This is a genomic window from Sphaerisporangium sp. NPDC088356 (assembly GCF_040685555.1).
Lineage (GTDB): Bacteria > Actinomycetota > Actinomycetes > Streptosporangiales > Streptosporangiaceae > Sphaerisporangium.
Map to the genome: position 1 here is coordinate 16,619 of NZ_JBFBIK010000046.1, position 17,018 is coordinate 33,636.

Here is a 17,018-nt window from a genome sequence, read left to right on the forward strand (position 1 = left end):
CGATGCGGAATTCGCCTCACCATCGTGTACACGATCGACTACGTTCGGTAGTTGATTGTTCCCACGGAAGTGCACTGTCCCGGTGGGTCATCGGTGGGCTGGTGGGGTCCGATTTCAGCCGGCGTAGGCGAGGAGATCAGATGGGCAAAATGGTCGACATCGACCCTGACGAGTCAGCGGCGGCACGGTTCGCGTACGAGCTACGCCGGCACCGTCTCGCCGCGAGGCTGACCCAGGCACAGGTCGGCCGGAGGATCGGATTCTCCGAGAGCATGATCGGCATGGTCGAGACGTTGAAGCGCGATCCCACAGAGGGCTTCGCACGGCTGTGTGACCAGGCCTTCCGCCTCGACGGCGTCTTGCTGGGGCTCTACATGGAAGCCTGGCCGCCACCGCCACCGGTCCCTGAGCATTTCCGCGACTGGGCGGCCGAGGAATTGCGCGCCACCGCCCTCCGCCTGTGGGATCCCCTGCTCATCCCCGGCCTCTTCCAGACCGAGGCGTACGCGCGCTGGATCATCGAGTGCGCCCCCGGGATCACCACCGAGGAGGTCGATCAACGCGTATCCGCCAGAATGCAGCGCAAGAGAACACTGTCGCGCGATGACCCGCCAATGGTGTGGGCCGTCATCGATGAGGGAGTGTTGTGCCGACCTGTCGGATGCCCCTCTGTGATACGCGAGCAACTCGAATACCTCGTAGAGATGGCACGGCACCCCAAGGTCACCATTCAGATAGTTCCGTACGGCGCCAAAGCAGGTGCGGGGCTACTCGGGGCATTCGGTATAGCGGAAATGCGAGGTGTCCCTTATACGGTGTATGTGGAGGGTCAGCCGCACGGCCGTACGGTAGACGAAAGAAGCCTGATCGCGAAGCTCGTCAACCGTTACGACGCCATCCGAGGCGAGGCCCACTCCCAATCCCTGTCCCTGAAGGTGATCGAGGAAGCGGTGCGGAGATGGATCTGAGCCAGGCCAAATGGCGCAAATCAAGCCGGTCGGGGGACGACGGAGGCATGTGCGTCGAGGTGGCGACCAATCTGCCGGACGTGGTCGCGGTGCGCGACTCCAAAGACCCCCAAGGAACCGCACTCATCTTCCCCCCCGGTGAATGGACCACCTTCCTCAACGACGTGAAGACCCACCGGATCCCGAACTGACCGGACGGCCTGGCGGTCCGCCGGGGACCCATGTCTTCGGCGGACCGCCGGACCCCACCCCTCCTCGAATCACCGTGTACGGGCCGGGCGGGCATGGCTCCATGCCGCAGGACACCATCGACCCGGTGGTGCTCGCCGCCATGCGGCGGACACCGTAGTGCCGGGCCGCCACCGGAAGGCAAGCTGGCGCCTACGTCCGGAACCACGGGAGGTCAGTCACGGGTCAGCGACTCCGCGTAGGTGGCGGGCGTGATGTTGCGGCCGGACAGCACGACGACGAGGCGTCCGCTGATCCGTATCTTGCCGGCCAGCACTGCGGCGATTCCGCAGGCTCCGGCGCCCTCGGCGACCAGCCCGTGCGCGGTGAACAGCCAGCGCAGGGCCGCGCGGATCTCGGAGTCCGTCACCGAGGTCAGCTCGACCGGCCCCGCGACGCGGTCAGAGCCAGCCCTGGGACTGGGCGCGTTGGACGGCCTCGATGCGGTTGCGGGCGTGGGTCTTCTGGATGGCCGAGGAGAGGTAGTTGCGGACGGTGCCCTCCGACAGGTGGAGGCGCAGGGCGATGTCGCCGATCGTGGAGCCGTCGGCGGCGGCGCCGAGGACATCGCGCTCGCGCTGGGACAGGGGGTTCGGCCCGGCGCTCAGCGCTGCGGCGGCGAGGACCGGATCGATCACCCGCTCCCCCGCGAGCACGCGCCTGATGGCGGCGGCCAGCTCCCTCGCGGGACTGTCCTTGACCATGAAGGCCGCGGCGCCCGCCTCCATGGCCCTGCGGAGGTAGCCGGGCCTGCCGAAGGTCGTGAGGATCATGACGCGGCAGCCGGGAACCGCCCGGCAGATCCGCGCCGCCGCCTCGATGCCGTCCATCACGGGCATCTCGATGTCGAGCAGGGCGATGTCGGGCCGGGCCGAGAGCGCGACCGCCACGGCCTCCTCGCCGTTGGCGGCCTCGCCGACGACCTCGATGTCGGGCTCCAGGCCGAGCAGGGAGGCCAGCGCCCCCCGGACCATCGCCTGGTCTTCGGCGAGCATGACCCTGATCATCAAAGCTCCTGAGATGTCGCGAAGGCCGGACGTCAAGCCCGTGAGTCTACGGCGACGGGCACCAGAACCCGCAGGCGGAACCCGCCGTCCGGATGCGACGCGGCGTCCACGGAGCCGCTCACGGCCTCGACGCGCTCGGTCAGCCCGCACAGCCCGCTTCCGGCCTCGTACGGCCCGGCGTGGGGCCCGTTGTCGACGATCTCCAGGGTCGCCGCGCCGCCCTCGTACGCGACGATGATCTCGCACCTGCTCGCCCGGGCGTGCCGTACGACGTTGGTGACGCCCTCGCGCACGGCCCAGCCGAACAGGCCGTCGAGGGCGTCGGGCAGCGGTGTGCCCGCCATGCGGACGGTGACGGCCACGCTCGCGGCGTCCAGCGCGGCGCGGGCGTTGTCGAGCTCCTCCGACAGCCCGCGCTGGCGGTAACCGGTGACGGCCTCGCGCACCTCCTGCAGGGCGAGCCGGGCCACGGACTCGATGTCACGGATCTCGTCGGCCGCCCTGGGCGAGCCCTGGTCGGAGAGCCGTCCGGCCAGCTCGCTCTTGAGCACGATCAGCGACAGGCTGTGCCCGAGCAGGTCGTGCAGGTCGCGAGCGATGCGTAGGCGTTCCTCGCCGGCCGCGAGCCGCGCCACCTCCCCCTGGGCCTGATGGAGCTTCATCACAAGGGTCCGCGTGTTGCGCACGCTCATGAACAGGACCCCGAGCGTGACCACCTGGAGCAGCAGAAGCGAGATGGTGGCGCCGTCGGCCCGGGTGAGGAGCCCGTCGACGATCACGACGGCGACCATCGCCAGCATCCCGGCCAGCGCCGGCCACATGGGCAGGGCCATGCTGATCACGACGGTGACGTAGATCGGCAGCGCCAGCCATCCTCCCCCGAACAGGATCGGGAACACGATCGCCATCAGCGCCGTCAGGCAGAGCAGCGGGAGCGTCCACCGTCCCGGCCGGCCGTAGTTCTTCGGGCTCATCACGGTGGCGACGTAGAACCCGACGAAGGCCAGCAGCGCGGCGACCTCCGCGTACGCCTTGAAGCCGGTGACGTTCCCCGAGGTCAGGTCGGTGATCGGATAGAACAGGTAGACCAGCCCGAAGGACATGCCCATCAGACGCCTCCAGCGGGACGGCTTGTCCTCCGTCCCGCCGAAGGTGAAGACGTCGCCCAGACGGCTCACGGTCAGCCCCGCACCGTCGCCCTGCGGTAGGCGTAGACCGCCAGGCCGCACAGCACGACCGCCCAGCCGAGGATGCCGGCGACCGCCGACGCCGGCGGCGCGTGGCCGGCGACGATCTCCCAGCCGATGTCGGCGTAGTCGTACGACGGGAGCGCGTGGGCGATGGTCCGCATGGTCTCGGGCAGCATGTCGACGGGGAACCACAGGCCGCCGAGCAGCGCCAGGCCGAACATCCCGATGATCGCCAGCGGCTGCGCGGTGTCAGGCGGTACGAGCGAGCCGATGATGAGGCCGAGCGCGGCGAACGGGATCGTCCCCACCCACATGATCGGGATCAGCGCGGCCCACTGCCCCGCGGACAGCGAGACGTGCTGGGTGATCACCGCGGCCAAGACCACAAGGAGCAGCGCGGGCAGCACCAGCAGCAGCGACGAGATCAGCTTGGTCACGATGATCATCCAGTTGGGCAGCGGGGTGATCTGCAACTGGCGCAGCCAGCCGCTTTGCCGCTCCTGCGACCACGGCACGGCGGTCGACATGATCGAGGCGGCGAGCGCGCCGTAGGCGGCCATCGACACCATGAGGATCACGCTGGCCTTCACCCCGGTCGCCTCGTCGACCTGGCCTCCCCAGAGGTTGGAGTAGAGCAGGTAGAAGCCGACGGGGAACGCGACGACGAAGATGATGTAGCGCTTGTTGCGCAGCATCCGGGTGGCTTCGACCTTGATGTAGTTCAGCATCGCTCAGGCCTCCGCGGACTGGGTGAGAGCGAGGAAGGCGTCCTCCAGATCGACCCCGTTGATCTGGAGATCGCGCACGTCCAGGGTGGTCTTACGGTAGAGCGCGGACACGGTCGCGTCGACGTCGGACGTGCGCAGCGTCACCGTACCCGAGGTGATCTCGACGCCGGTGACCCCCGGCAGCGCGTCGAGACCGGCCGCCGACTGGCCGCCGAGGGAGAACCCGACCACGCTCCCGCCGACACCGGCCTTGATCTGCGCGGCCGTACCGTCGGCGACGACCTTCCCCCGGGCGACGACGACCACGCGGTCGGAGTTCTCGTCGGCCTCTTCGAGGTAGTGGGTGGCGAACAGGACCGTACGGCCCTGCGCCGCGTAGTTCCGCATGCTCCCCCAGAAGGCGCGGCGCGACTCCACGTCCATCGCGGCGGTCGGCTCGTCGAGGATGAGCAGCTTGGGCGCCCCCGCGATGGCCAGGGCGAACCGCACGCGCTGGCTCTGCCCGCCGGACAGCTTGCCGGCACGCCGGGAGGCCAGGTCGGTCAGATCGGCCATCTGGAGCACCTGGTCCAGGGGCAGCGGGTTCGGATACAGGCGGCGGATGAAGTCGATCAGCTCGCGCACGGTCAACTCGGGGATCAGCGTGCCCTCCTGAAGCATCGCGCCGATCTCCCCGCGCGCGACCGCCTCTTCCGGGGTGTGGCCGAAGATCTGGATCTCCCCCGCCGTCGGCCGGATGAGCCCGAGCAACATGTTGATCGTTGTCGACTTGCCCGCCCCGTTCGGGCCGAGGAGGGCGACGGTGCGCCCTGCCTCCATGGTGAGACTCAGGCCGTTCACGGCCAGCACCTCACCGTAACTCTTGCTCACATCGGCAAGCGCTATGGCGTTCATGTCCCCAACGGTAGGCAAACCCCCCCAAGATCCTCAGTGCCGCTCATCCGGCCTTGGCGATGACATTTGTCATCCGCCGCGACGCTGGGTGGGCGGCAAGCGGATGACGATGCGGCCGTTCAGGCCGACCGGATGCGGGTCGGGGGACGATCCGGCTGCTGCACGCGCGGCGGGATGCGGCTGCTGGGCATCCAGGCTCGCTGGACCTGACCGGTGCCCGGCTGACCCGGCCCGGGACCAACTGGAGTCAGCCCGGGGCCGGCTCACTCGTCGCCGCGCAGGGCGTGGTCGTCGACAGCGCGGTCGACCTGCGCGGCGTGAAGGCCACCGGTGGCAGGCTGAGGTTCCGCTCCGCGACGATCGGCGGCATCCTGGACCGCCCACCGCGCCGAATCTGGTTGCCATCTGAGGTTCCAGCCGCCAGGCGGCGGGGAGGTCAGATGCGGCAGGCGAAGATGGCGGTCGCGAGGACCGCCTTGGCGCCGATCTCCCAGAGTTGGTCCATGACCTGCTGGTGGCCCTTGCGGGGGACCATGGCGCGGACGGCGACCCAGCCCTCGCGGTGCAGCGGGGAGACCGTGGGGCCCTCCATGCCAGGCGTGATCGCGATGGCCTCGTCGATGCGCTCGGCGCGGATGTCGTAGTCGATCATGACGTAGTCGCGGGCGACCAGGACGCCCTGCAACCGGCGGATCAGCTGCTGGACCCCGTTGGTCTCCACGGCGCCCACCTGCTTGATCAGAGCGGCCTGGGAGTGGGCGATCGGCTCGCCGAAGACCTCCAGGCCGACGTTGCGCAGCGTGGTGCCGGTCTCCACTACATCGGCCACGGCGTCGGCGACGCCGAGGCGGATCGCGGTCTCCACCGCGCCGTCGAGCTTGATCACCCTGGCCTCGACGCCCATCTCGGCGAGGTACTTGCCGAGCAGGCCCGCGTAGGAGGTGGCGATGCGCATGCCCTCAAGGTCCTTGACCGTGGAGAACCTGCCTACGCCCGCGGCGAAGCGGAAGGTGGAGACGCCGAACCCCAGCGGCATGATCTCCTCGGCGGGGGCGCCGGAGTCGAAGAGCATGTCTAGCCCGGTGATGCCGACGTCGAGCGTGCCCTCGCCGACGTAGACGGCGATGTCGCGGGGACGCAGGAAGAACAGCTCGCAGGAGTTGTCGGGGTCGACGACCACGAGCTCCTTGGAGTCCTTGCGCGGGCGGTAGCCCGCTTCCTTGAGTATGGTCTGGGCGGACTCCGTGAGGGCGCCCTTGTTGGGTACGGCTAGGCGGAGCATGGCTTTGAGGAATCCTTCGGATCGGAGGGGACGAGGTCGGTCGCGCAGGCCGGTGGGACCGGCCTACAGATGCTTGTAGACCTCGTCGAGCCCGATGCCTCGGGCGATCATGAGAACCTGCACGTGGTAAAGGAGCTGGGAGATCTCCTCCGCCGCCCGGTCGGTGGACTCGTGCTCGGCCGCCATCCAGCTCTCGGCGGCCTCCTCCACGACCTTCTTGCCGATGGCATGGACGCCGGCGTCCAGGGCCGCGACGGTGCCCGACCCCGCGGGGCGGGTGCGCGCCTTGTCGGAAAGCTCGGCGAACAGCTCTTCGAAGGTCTTCATGATCTCTCTCACGTCGGTGTGCCTGCCCCGTCAAGAGTAGTCGTCCACGGGTGGAAGACGTGCTAACCCCCGCTTCGCCCGATCAGGGCAGGGCCTTCGGGCGTGGCTCCGCGCGGGAGTCTGCCCGGCCCTACTGGTGGACGTAGACGTCTTGGGTGGCCCACCAGGTGCGGAAGGGGTCGCTGCGCATGGACAGCTTGCCGATGAGATTGACCAGGTGCTGGTCGTGGGGGTTGCGGGCGGCGGCGATACGCAGCGCGGCGACTGCTGAGCGTGCGACCTGTGCCCAGTCGGGGTAGAAGGCCTGGGCGTGGGGGTTGAGGAAGGTAAACCGCATCGAGTTCACCGGCAAGACCTCACCGGCGGCGAACATGGGCTCGTACAGGGCCATGGCGAGGGGGTTGGCGGCCAGGATGTCGAAGCGGTGGTCGCGGACGAGCGCGGGCAGCCCGGTCATCGCCTCCAGGACCAGGCGGACCGGCGCCCGCACCCCGGGTGCCTTGACGCGGCGGGTACGGGCGGGCGGGGTGGCGGCGGCGCGGGCCAGGTGGTGCAGATGCGTCTCGGTGTCGTCCAGGCGCAGGGCGCGGGCGATGGCGTCCAGGACGCTGTCGGAGGCGCCGGCGAGGTTCCCGTGCTCCAGCCGCGTGTAGTACTCGACGCTGACCCCGGCCAGCGCGGCGACCTCGCCGCGCCGCAGACCCTCCACCCGGCGGCGGCCGTGGGAGGGGATCCCGGCCTGCTGCGGGCTGACCTTGGCCCGGCGTGAGGTGAGGAATGCCCGGACCTCGCTGCGGTTGTCCATATTCCCAGGTTAGATTAGGCGGCGTCGACATCCTGGTCCACACGCTCGGCGGCTCGGCCGCGCCCGCCAGCGGCTTCGAGGTCCTCACCGAGGACATCTGGCAGCAGGAGCTCAACCAGAACCTGCTCGCCGCAGTCTGCCTGGACCGGGCGCTGATCCCCGGCATGCTCGCGCAGGGCCGCAGGGCCGTCGTGTACGTCTCCTCCATCCAGCGCCGCCTGCCGCTGTGGGACGGCACCCTGGGCTATTCGGCGGCCAAGGCCGCGCTGAGCACCTACAGCAAGGGCCTCGCCAACCAGGCCGCACCCCATGGCGTGCGGTGAGCAGTTCGCCACCGGACGATTCCCCGACGTGGACGGGTTGCTGTACCAGCGACCTTTACCGGGAGGCCGCCGCACTGGGAAACGAACTCCTGGGAGTGCGCGTTTCCGCAGCCGGCGGCTTCGATACCGAGAGCTGGCGGTCAACCGGGATCACCTACACCGTCGACGTCAACTCCACCGCTCCAGCCGAGAGCATCGCCCACCTGATCGACATCGTGGACTCCATCGCCGAGATCCCCCGCGCCATCCGGCAGGGTGCCACCGTGCAGAGGATCAGCTAACCGACCATCCAGGAACACAACCAACGAGGACTTCCGCACCGCTTCGGCGGCATGAGGACGCGGTCGGCGGCAAAGTAGTGCGTCGCATCTGAGTGGTCGAAGCGACGCTTGGTTGCGGGCCGCGAGTACATTTCGCACGCGTTGTCGATCGGGGTCGGGTCGTTCGTGTAGCTGGTGACGGGCCGGCGATAGGTTGGCCCTGCACGCAGGGAGAGCGCGATGGGCAAGCTCATTGTGGTTGAGAACGTGACGCTCGACGGGGTCATGCAGGCACCGGGCGGGGCCGACGAGGACGCGCGGGGAGGCTTCCCGCACGGCGGCTGGGCCCACCCGTATGCCGACCACGTCATGGCCGAGACGATGGGCAAGGGCAGGCGTCGGCAGGCACGGTCTTCCAGTCGGACTACGGGGCGGCGAGAAACTCGTGATCGTGAAAGCCCGTACCTGTCACGTTCCCAGAACCCGTCGACCTGACGGATCGTCACGAATCGGGTGTAAAGCGACTACGGCGAAGCCCTGGCTGCCCGCCCAGCGACAAATCCCGCCCTTCCACGCTGGAAGGACGGGGGATTTCGGTGGAGAGGTCACGTTCGCAGGTCGCGGTCGTCGACCAAGACGGTGCGGTGCAAGTCAACCGGAATCTATCCAACGGGGTCGGGACGGTGCTGCGAGAAATCGGCGATCCACGTCGATGCGGTCGACGGGCCGTGTCACGGGCCGGTGGGCCAGGCGTTTTCACGCCCGCTCTGGGGCACGTCATCCGCCCGCGGCGTCCTCGGCCTCCCAGCGCAGCAGGTCGCCCGGCTGGCACTTGAGCACCTCGCAGAGCGCGGCGAGCGTCGCGAAGCGCACCGCCTTGGCGCGGCCGTTTTTGAGTACCGCCAGGTTGGCGGGCGTGATCCCTACGCGGTCCGCGAGGTCGCCCACGGACATCTTCCGTCTGGCTAGCATCACGTCGATGTCGACGACGATCGGCATCAGATCACCTCGTCCAGTTCGGCCTGCATCTGCGCCGCTTCGACGTCGCGCGCGACGGCCTGGGCGAGCAGCATCCGCAGCACGAGCACGATGAGCGCGACCCCCAGGATGGCCAGGCCAACCCCGCCCATGATGACGGTGACGCCCGGGTCGGCCCGCTGGCCCGGCGCATTGAGGGCCGTGACCGCGAACCACAGGAGGGCAGCCGCCACGATCGCGCCGATCACGGCGTCCACGTACCGGAAGGCGGCGTGGGAGAACACGGTTCCGCGTCGCACCATCGTCACCAGCCGCCATACGCTGACCAGGGCGACCTGGCCCGACACCATGCCCAGGATCGTGATCACGCGCAGCGGGGTCAGCGGGAGCGACCCGTCCTCCGGGTCGGTGGCCAACGCCCACACCATCCCTGCCTGTACGAACACGGTGCCGGCGAGCACCACCACGAGCACGGCGCGAAGCGCACGCACTGCCAGCTTTCCCATGACCCACCCCTTCATCGATTTGCGATGGAAATCTATCGAATTTCGATAGGTGAAGCAAGAGGTGGGACGGAGGGTTGGCGGCGGCGTCGCACCGTACCGGGACGCCGTCGCCCCCTCCCATGACATGGCGTTCGCGCGAACCGTCTTGATCTTGTCGAAAGTCGGCCTTGCTTGAGCGCTGATCGCGCCAGCCTGCCATCTCGCGTGCGGTGACCGCCGAGACGCGCTCGTGCCCGAACCCGGCGGTGATCCAGGCGCGCAGCCGCGCCAGATGCCGGCTGATCTTCGCGGCCACCTCCGCCGAGCGCACTCCGCGCACCGCGAGATCGAGGTAGCGCTCGATCCACACCCCAAGATCGTCGTTGACCGGGTCGAGCTCCCCGGACAGCCCAACAACCTTTCGTCAAGTGATTCTGCGGCGATCCTGCCCTTCCGCCGAAACGGCCGAGCTGGGCGTCTGTGAGATCATGCCGCCATTTACTTCACTTCACGGAAGGGCCTTTTCCTGAAGTGACTTGGCAGTCGTCGCGGCTGGGCCGTCGCACAACGGTCAGCGGGGGTGTATACCAACCCATCCGGTACGCGGATGGCTCCGAAGCTCTTGTGGCGGGTGCTGTGCCGGCCGGGGCAGGAGGATCTGCATGGGAGCGTGTGACCAGTTGCCGGTTGGTGAGGACCGCGGTTCCCCGCCGGGATTGGAGGAGTCGCTGGAGGCGGTCGGCAAGGGTGATCGCGGGGCGTTCGAGCGGCTGTATGAGGCGCTGGCGCCACGGGTGTACGGGCTGGTGCTGCGGGTGCTGCGGGATCGGGCGCACACCGAGGAGGTGACTCAGGAGGTGCTGGTCGAGGTGTGGCGCAGCGCCTCCCGTTACGAGCCGGGCAAGGGGTCGGTGATGGCGTGGGTGCTGACCATCGCGCACCGGCGGGCGATCGATCGGGTGCGTTCGGCGCAGGCGGGCACGGACCGGGAGGAGCGGGCCGCGCGGCTGGAGCCGCATCGCTCCTTCGATGAGGTGTCGGAGCTGGTGGTGGGTCGGCTGGAAGGCGAGCGGCTGCGCCGCTGCCTGGAGAACCTGACGGAGCTGCAGCGCGAGTCGGTCACCTTCGCTTACTACGGCGGCTACTCCTACCGGGAGGTCGCCGAGCTGGTCAAGGCGCCGTTGGGGACGGTCAAGACACGGATGCGCGATGGGCTGATCCGGCTGCGCGATTGCCTGGGGGTGGACCGATGAGGGCAAGAGAGGGCGGGTTCGACCCGCACACCCTGGCGGGAGCCTATGCGCTGGATGCCATCGACGATGAGGGCGAGCGGCGTCGTTTCGAGCAGCATCTGGCTGCGTGTGCCGAGTGCGCGCAAGAAATCGCTACGCTGACCGAGACGGCCGCGTGGCTCGGTGTGGCCGTGGTGGCCGAGCCGCCGCCCGGCCTGCGGGTGCGGGTGCTAGCCGAGATCGAGCAGGTGCGTCAGCTGCCACCAGCGGTCGCACCGGCGTCTCGTGCCAGGCGGGTGTGGATGGTCAGGTGGCGGCCCTGGCTGGCAGGCGTGGGCGCGGCGGCGGCGTTGGCCGTGGTGGCTGGGCTTGGCGTGACGACCTTCCAGGCAAGTCACGAGCTGGAGCAGGCCCGACGTGCCGAGCAGCAGATCGCCGCGGTGCTGACGGCGGTTGACGCGCGGACGGTGACCGCCCCGGCCGCTGAGGCAGAGCGGGGTGGGCGTGGCACGGTGGTGGTGTCACACTCGCGGGGCGCGATGGTGTTCTGGGCGGCCGGGCTGGGTGATCCGCCCGCGGGCCGCGTCTACCAGCTGTGGCGGCTCGCGCCCGGGCGTATCACGTCTGTCGGCCTGCTCGCCTCCAGCGGCTCCGGAGGTACCGTGCCGGTGCTGAGCACCGTCGAAGCCGATGTGGGTCAGGTAGGGGTGACAGTGGAGCCGACCGGTGGTTCACAGCAGCCGACCACTGCGCCGTTGCTGCTGGTGAACGTGCCCGCCGCCTGACCTTCCCGCTGTCGGGGAAAGTGGCACCCATCCGTTTCAGCGGTGGCTCCGAAGCCCTGATGTGACTGCTGAGAAACCGGCCCGCATCGTGGTGGCCCCCGTATCGACGCTCGTGTCGGCGGCCCTCGGCGTGGTGGCTGCGGCGCTGGCGCTGGGGGTGGCGGAGCTGGCCGCCGCGCTGATGGGACGGCCCGAGGCCGGCCCGCTGCTGGCGCTGGGGTCGGTGTTCATCGATCTGAGCCCGGCGTGGCTGAAGGACCTCGCCATCCGCACCTTCGGAGCCCAGGACAAGCTGGTCCTGCTCTTGGCGCTGGCAGCCGTGATCGCGGTCGCGTCCGCGGCCATCGGAACTGCTGCGCCCCGGCGGCCGCTCCTGGCCATCGCGGTCCTTGTAGCGCTCGCGGCGGTCGCCGGGGCCGCGGCGCTGTCACGGCCGGGCGCCTACCCGGTGGATGTCCTGCCCGCCGCGGTGGGGGCGGCGTGCGGGACGTTCGCCCTGCTGTACGCCCGTCGCCAATTGCGGCCCAGGTCTGGTGGCCGCATCACGCTGGGCGATCTCGCGCGCCACGGCGTCACCGCCCAGCCGCCGGCACCTGTGGGAGGAGGGGCCGATCGGCGATCACTGCTCACGCGAGGGGCCGCGATGCTGGGTGTGGCCGTCCTGAGCGGCGGCGCGGGCCAGGTGATCACCTTGGCGCGCCAGGCGTCCGCCGACGGCCGCGCCCTGGTGCTGCCCCGCCCCGCCGACCCCGCCAGACCGCTTCCCGCGGGGGTGGTACTGGACGTGCCAGGGCTCGGCCCGTTCACCACGCCCAACGACGCCTTCTACCGGGTCGACACCGCACTGATCGTCCCGCGCGTGCCGCACCAGGAGTGGACGCTTCGAGTGCACGGCCTGGTCGACCGCCCGGTCGAACTCACCTTCGCCGACCTGCTGGCCCGGCCACTGACCGAGCGCGACATCACCCTGACCTGCGTGTCCAACGAAGTCGGCGGCCCTTATGCCGGGCACGCCCGCTGGCTCGGCGTGAACCTGGCAGCCCTGCTGCGCGAGGCCGGCATCCAGGCCGGAGCCGATCAGATCCTGTCCCGCTCCGCGGACGGCTGGACCGCCTCCACCGCCCTGGAGCCGGTGCTCGACGGGCGTGACGCGCTGCTGGCCATCGCGATGAACGGCCGGCCGCTGCCGCCCGCCCACGGTTTCCCTGCGCGGATGATCGTGCCGGGTCTGTACGGCTACGTCTCGGCCACCAAATGGGTCACCGAACTCAAGCTCACCCGCTTCGCCGACGAGCGCGCCTACTGGACCGAGCGAGGCTGGGCCGAACAAGCGCCGATCAAGACCGCCTCCCGCATCGAGGTGCCCAAACCCTTCGCCGAGATACCCGCGGGCCCCGTCACTGTCGCCGGGACCGCGTGGGCGCAGCACCGCGGCGTCGCGGCCGTGGAGGTCCGCGTCGACGGCGGCCCCTGGCGCCAGGCCGACCTGGCCGCCTCCGCCGGGCCCGACACCTGGCGGCAATGGCGCACGACCTGGCAGGCCATTCCCGGACAGCACCGTCTGGAGGTCCGCGCCACCGACGCCACCGGTCATACCCAGCCCGCCGAACGGGTGCCGCCGATCCCGGACGGCGCCACCGGCTGGCACACGGTCCTGGTGACCGTCACCTGAACTCCCCCATTCACCTCACCAGCAAAGGAATCACCATCATGAACATCCGTCATGTTGCCGCCGGGCTGCCCATCCTGGCAGTGGTCGTCTCGATGACCGGCACCGGCGCGCTCACCTCCACTCCGCACGCCACGGCCGCCGCAGGGGCAGTGGCCGCGCCGGCCGCGGCGCAACCCATGGCGGCCCGGACCGCCTCCATCGCCTCGGACACCGGGCGGCCGGCACCTGACCCGCTTATCCCTTCACCTGTCCGCACACAGACAAGGAACCAACAAAAGAGATGACCATGAACAAGCGTCTTACCGCCGCTGTGCCCCTGCTGGCCCTGGCCGTGTGCCTGACCGCGTGTGGCGGCAATGGCAACACCAGCGCCGACACGGGCGCGGCCCCATCCAGCAGCAGTACCGCCCCAGCCCCCAGCAGTAGCGCGCCGATGGCCACCGAGTCCGCCACCGACGGGCCGTTCGGTACGGCCTGCTCCGCGGTGCCCGCCTCCGGCGAAGGTAGCTTCACCGGCATGGCCGACGACCCGGTCGCCACCGCCGCCTCCAACAACCCGGTCCTGTCCACCCTGGTCACCGCCGTCAAGAAGGCCGGCCTGGCCGACACACTCAACTCCGCCGACGGCATCACCGTGTTCGCACCGACCAACGACGCCTTCGCCAAGATCGACAAAAAGACGCTGGACAAGGTGCTGGCCGACAAGAAGACGCTCACCGACATCCTCACCTACCACGTCGTCCAGGGCCGCAAAACCCCCGCCGACCTGGAGAGCGGCTCGTTCACCACCCTGCAGGGCGGCAAGGTCACCACCACCGGTTCCGGCGAGGACTACACGGTGGGCGACGCCGGCGTGGTGTGCGGCAACGTGCATACCCGCAACGCCACCGTCTACATCATCGACACCGTGCTGATGCCCAAAAAGTAACCCCTCGGGCCTGGCTCGCCGCACGCCTGCGGCGAGCCCGGCCACCCCTTGCCGAAGGAGAATCCCCCGTGACCAGGAGATCCGGTGGGATCCGGGAGATCGTGAAACGCCTTGCTTAATCGGTTCAGCGGGTCATGTCGGAGCAGATGGGGCGCTGCAGGGGTGGATGCCGTTCACCGCGTCTCTCGCCTCGGGGCCTCGTTGACGCAGCGCAGCACCGGGTAGGAGGTCAGCGCGGCCGGGTCCAGCTCCCCGGGGGACCGTACGACGAACGTGGCGGCGGACCCCGGGAGCAGCGTGACCAGCATGTCGTCGACCTCGGCGGCCGGGTCGAGCCGGTCGGGGAACAGCGCCAGCTCCCGCACCAGCGTCCGCGCGGTCACGGTCACCCGCACCCCGCCGGGCACCGGCTCGGTCGCCACGTCGAACTCCGCCTCGGGGAAGGCCACCTCCGGGTCCTCGGCGAAGAACCGCAGGGCGCTCTGGTCGCCGAGCCGGGCCGTCAGCACCTCCTTGGCGGGGTCGGCGGCGGTCGTGAGCGCCTCGGGCAGTGGTACGGGCAGGGTGCCGCGCGCGGGGACGGTCACCGGGAACGCCTCCTCGGCCAGCGGCTTCCCGGTCAGGTCGCTCCTGACCACCGACAGCTCCCCCGTCCACTCCTCCGCGCCGTCGTTGACCACGACCACCGACAGCTCGCCCGCCCGCTCCTCCGCGCCGTCGTTGACCACGACCACCGAGGAGTCCTGGATGGTCAGCAGCCGGTCGGCGTAGACGCGGCGCAGCGCGTACCACAGGGGTTTGCGGCGCGCGTCGCCGTCGACCGCCGCCCACGAGACCCCCGGCCAGCAGTCGTTGAGCTGCCAGACGATCGTGCCCATGCAGTACGGTGCGAGCGAGCGGAAGCGCTCGATGCCGAAGGCCATGGCGCGGGCCTGGTTGAGCTGCGTCAGGTAGTGCCAGTCGTCGAACGTCGCCGGGACGGGCAGGTGGTCGCCGAGGCCGCGCAGCAGCTTGGCGTTGCCGTCGATGGCCTTCTGGTGGTGCAGCACGCCGGGAGAGTCCGGGGTCAGCGGCTCGTCGCCGAGCGCGCGGCGCAGCGTGGCGTAGGCGGGCGGCCCCTGGAAGCCGAACTCCGCGACGAACCGCGGCTTGTACGCCCCGTAGCGCAGGTAGTCCTCACGGTTCCACACGTCCCAGATGTGGACGGTGCCACGGGCGGGGTCGTTGGGGGGCAGGTCAGGCTCGCCGGAGTACGGGCTGCCCGCCCAGTAGGGCCGGGTCGGGTCCAGCTCGGCGACCACCCGGGGCAGCAGGTCGTAGTAGTACCCGGCGCCCCACGTCCGGCCGTCGAGCTTGTCGCGCCAGCCCCAGTCGGAGAAGCCCTCGATGTTCTCGTTGTTGCCGTTCCACAGCACCAGGCTCGGGTGGGGCGCGAGGCGCACGATCGCGTCACGCGCCTCGGCCTCGACCTCGGAGGCGAACGGCTCCTCCTCGGGGTAGGCCGCGCAGGCGAAGGGAAAGTCCTGCCCGACCAGCAGGCCGAGCCGGTCGCACAGGTCGTAGAAGTCCGTGCTCTCGTAGAGGCCGCCGCCCCAGATCCGCAGCAGGTTGAGGTTGGCGTCGCATGCCTGCCCGAGCCGCCGGGCGAGGCGCTCAGGGGTGATCCGCGTGGGGAAGCAGTCGTCGGGGATCCAGTTCGCGCCCCTGACGAACACGGGCGCGTCGTTGACGACGATCGTGAAGGCGTCGTCCTCGCGGTCGAGCCGGACCGACCGGAAGCCGATGTCCCTGGTCCACTCGTCCAGAACCTCGGCGTCGCCAGGGGCCTCGCTCAGGCGCACGGTCAGCGGGTACAGCGGCTGCCCGCCGTACCCGCGGGGCCACCACAGGTGCGGCTCCGGCACGGTCAGCTCCAGTACGGCTTCGCGCTCGCCCGGCGCGAGCCGCACCTCGGCGGCCGTGCCCGCCACCGACGCGGTCACGACAAGGGGAACCTCGGCCGAGCGCTCCACCGTGACGTGCGCCCGCACGCGGCCGTCGCGGCCGTCGAGTGTCACCAGCGGGCGCACGGCGGACAGGCGGGCGCCGCTCCAGGCGTGCAGGCCGATCGGCCGCCAGATGCCCGAGGTGACCAGGGTCGGCCCCCAGTCCCAGCCGAAGTTGCAGGCCATCTTGCGGATGAACTGGTAGGGCTCGTCGTAGGCGCCGGGCAGGTCGCCGATCTCCTCCCGCAGCCGCGCGGTGTAGTCGTACGGCGAGCCGAACCGCACCTGGAGCGTGTTGCCGCCCTCGCGCAGCAAGTCACGCACGGGGAAGCGGTAGAACCGGTGCATGTTGGCCGTGGCCGCCACCTCGGTGCCGTTGAGGACCACGGTCGCCACGGTGTCCAGACCATCGCAGACCAGGTCGATCCGTCCGTTCTCGCCGCCCGGGTCGCCCTCGTCCGCGTGCCAGATGAAGGACGTCTCGTACGCCCAGGTGGTGCGGCCGATCCAGGTGAGCCGGTTCTCGTTGTCGTCCAGGTAGGGATCGTCGATGAGCCCGGCGGCGAGCAGGTCGGTGTGCACGCAGCCGGGGACGGTGGCCGGGATGCCGGCGATGTCCACCTCGTCCGATACGGCGGTCAGGGCCCAGCCGTCGTGCAGCGGACGGTACATGCTCACGTGTTTCTCCTTCGGGGTCAGCCCTTGGGGCCGGACAGCGCGATGCTGAGGTGCTTTCTGGAATTGGTGGCCGCCGCGACCGCCGGTCTGTCGTTCACACTTGACCCTCCCGCGGAGAGGCGCTGAACCGGATAAGTAACGTGAAACTATGGCTGGTATGTCAAAGGTGTCAACGGGGCGTTGACGTCGTGCCCGATCCTTGACTCAGCGTCCTGCGTCGGTTCAGCTCCGTGCGCGGCCCTGCCCTGGCTGCGCGGGGCGGC

General features: G+C 69.9%; 19 protein-coding genes and 1 pseudogene. 9 read left to right on the top strand and 11 right to left on the bottom strand.

Going from position 1 to position 17,018, the window contains the following annotated elements; translation table 11 throughout:
• Window positions 1–140: 140 nt before the first annotated feature.
• Window positions 141–968, top strand: coding sequence for a helix-turn-helix transcriptional regulator (locus tag AB0O34_RS18775; protein ID WP_363916827.1), 828 nt, complete (start codon window positions 141–143; stop codon window positions 966–968).
• Window positions 959–1,159 carry a DUF397 domain-containing protein gene (locus tag AB0O34_RS18780; RefSeq protein ID WP_363916829.1) on the top strand — a complete coding sequence of 67 codons (201 nt, stop codon included), beginning with the start codon at window positions 959–961 and terminating at the stop codon, window positions 1,157–1,159. Before AB0O34_RS18775 ends, AB0O34_RS18780 begins: the two co-directional genes overlap by 10 nt.
• A 212-nt stretch (window positions 1,160–1,371) precedes the next feature.
• Here the strand turns inward: AB0O34_RS18780 and AB0O34_RS18785 are convergent.
• From AB0O34_RS18785 to AB0O34_RS18820, 8 genes and pseudogenes are all read right to left on the bottom strand, one after another.
• Window positions 1,372–1,629: pseudogene (locus tag AB0O34_RS18785) on the bottom strand (hypothetical protein); the annotation flags it as partial.
• A complete protein-coding gene (locus tag AB0O34_RS18790; protein ID WP_363916831.1) occupies window positions 1,598–2,203 on the bottom strand; it encodes a response regulator transcription factor in 606 nt (201 codons plus the stop codon). The pseudogene AB0O34_RS18785 and the gene AB0O34_RS18790, both read right to left, overlap by 32 nt.
• A gap of 32 nt (window positions 2,204–2,235) precedes the next feature.
• The gene (locus tag AB0O34_RS18795; protein WP_363916833.1) at window positions 2,236–3,381 is read right to left on the bottom strand and encodes a sensor histidine kinase; all 1,146 of its coding nucleotides are present in this window, start codon (window positions 3,379–3,381) and stop codon (window positions 2,236–2,238) included.
• A 2-nt stretch (window positions 3,382–3,383) separates the two neighbouring features.
• Window positions 3,384–4,121: an ABC transporter permease gene (locus AB0O34_RS18800; RefSeq protein WP_363916835.1), complete on the bottom strand. Its 738-nt coding sequence runs from the start codon at window positions 4,119–4,121 to the stop codon at window positions 3,384–3,386.
• Between the two features lie 3 nt (window positions 4,122–4,124).
• A complete protein-coding gene (locus tag AB0O34_RS18805; RefSeq protein ID WP_363916837.1) occupies window positions 4,125–4,961 on the bottom strand; it encodes an ABC transporter ATP-binding protein in 837 nt (278 codons plus the stop codon).
• 490 nt (window positions 4,962–5,451) lie between these two features.
• Entirely contained in the window at window positions 5,452–6,297 is an 846-nt protein-coding gene (hisG, locus tag AB0O34_RS18810; RefSeq protein ID WP_363916839.1) for an ATP phosphoribosyltransferase, read from the bottom strand.
• A gap of 63 nt (window positions 6,298–6,360) precedes the next feature.
• Window positions 6,361–6,624: a phosphoribosyl-ATP diphosphatase gene (locus AB0O34_RS18815; RefSeq protein ID WP_248961442.1), complete on the bottom strand. Its 264-nt coding sequence runs from the start codon at window positions 6,622–6,624 to the stop codon at window positions 6,361–6,363.
• Between the two features lie 130 nt (window positions 6,625–6,754).
• On the bottom strand, window positions 6,755–7,429 hold the full coding sequence (locus AB0O34_RS18820; RefSeq protein ID WP_363916841.1) for a helix-turn-helix domain-containing protein: 675 nt from the start codon (window positions 7,427–7,429) through the stop codon (window positions 6,755–6,757).
• On the opposite strand from AB0O34_RS18820, the gene AB0O34_RS18825 reads away from it, so the two are divergent.
• The 3 genes from AB0O34_RS18825 to AB0O34_RS18835 all read left to right on the top strand — a co-directional run bounded on the left by AB0O34_RS18825 (window position 7,402) and on the right by AB0O34_RS18835 (window position 8,507).
• Window positions 7,402–7,752 carry an SDR family NAD(P)-dependent oxidoreductase gene (locus AB0O34_RS18825; RefSeq protein ID WP_363916843.1) on the top strand — a complete coding sequence of 117 codons (351 nt, stop codon included), beginning with the start codon at window positions 7,402–7,404 and terminating at the stop codon, window positions 7,750–7,752. The genes AB0O34_RS18820 and AB0O34_RS18825 overlap by 28 nt on opposite strands.
• A 95-nt stretch (window positions 7,753–7,847) precedes the next feature.
• Entirely contained in the window at window positions 7,848–8,033 is a 186-nt protein-coding gene (locus tag AB0O34_RS18830; protein ID WP_363916845.1) for a hypothetical protein, read from the top strand.
• A gap of 219 nt (window positions 8,034–8,252) precedes the next feature.
• Window positions 8,253–8,507, top strand: coding sequence for a hypothetical protein (locus AB0O34_RS18835; protein WP_363916847.1), 255 nt, complete (start codon window positions 8,253–8,255; stop codon window positions 8,505–8,507).
• A gap of 282 nt (window positions 8,508–8,789) precedes the next feature.
• On the opposite strand, the gene AB0O34_RS18840 is transcribed toward AB0O34_RS18835, so the two are convergent.
• On the bottom strand, window positions 8,790–9,011 hold the full coding sequence (locus tag AB0O34_RS18840; protein WP_046086987.1) for a helix-turn-helix transcriptional regulator: 222 nt from the start codon (window positions 9,009–9,011) through the stop codon (window positions 8,790–8,792).
• Complete coding sequence (locus tag AB0O34_RS18845; protein WP_363916850.1) at window positions 9,011–9,496, bottom strand: DUF2975 domain-containing protein; 486 nt, start codon at window positions 9,494–9,496, stop codon at window positions 9,011–9,013. Before AB0O34_RS18845 ends, AB0O34_RS18840 begins: the two co-directional genes overlap by 1 nt.
• 641 nt (window positions 9,497–10,137) lie before the next feature.
• On the opposite strand from AB0O34_RS18845, the gene sigK reads away from it, so the two are divergent.
• From sigK to AB0O34_RS18865, 4 genes are all read left to right on the top strand, one after another.
• Entirely contained in the window at window positions 10,138–10,728 is a 591-nt protein-coding gene (sigK, locus tag AB0O34_RS18850) for an ECF RNA polymerase sigma factor SigK (RefSeq protein WP_363916852.1), read from the top strand.
• Window positions 10,725–11,492, top strand: a complete 768-nt coding sequence (locus tag AB0O34_RS18855; protein ID WP_363916854.1) for an anti-sigma factor — start codon at window positions 10,725–10,727, stop codon at window positions 11,490–11,492. The genes sigK and AB0O34_RS18855 overlap by 4 nt, the downstream gene beginning before the upstream one ends.
• A gap of 61 nt (window positions 11,493–11,553) precedes the next feature.
• Entirely contained in the window at window positions 11,554–13,164 is a 1,611-nt protein-coding gene (locus AB0O34_RS18860; RefSeq protein WP_363916856.1) for a molybdopterin-dependent oxidoreductase, read from the top strand.
• A gap of 286 nt (window positions 13,165–13,450) precedes the next feature.
• A complete protein-coding gene (locus AB0O34_RS18865) occupies window positions 13,451–14,092 on the top strand; it encodes a fasciclin domain-containing protein (protein ID WP_363916858.1) in 642 nt (213 codons plus the stop codon).
• A gap of 173 nt (window positions 14,093–14,265) precedes the next feature.
• Here AB0O34_RS18865 and AB0O34_RS18870 read toward each other — a convergent pair whose 3' ends face one another.
• Window positions 14,266–16,749 (bottom strand): glycoside hydrolase family 2 protein, encoded by a 2,484-nt coding sequence (locus tag AB0O34_RS18870; RefSeq protein WP_363916900.1) that lies wholly within the window; start codon window positions 16,747–16,749, stop codon window positions 14,266–14,268.
• Window positions 16,750–17,018: the final 269 nt, after the last annotated feature.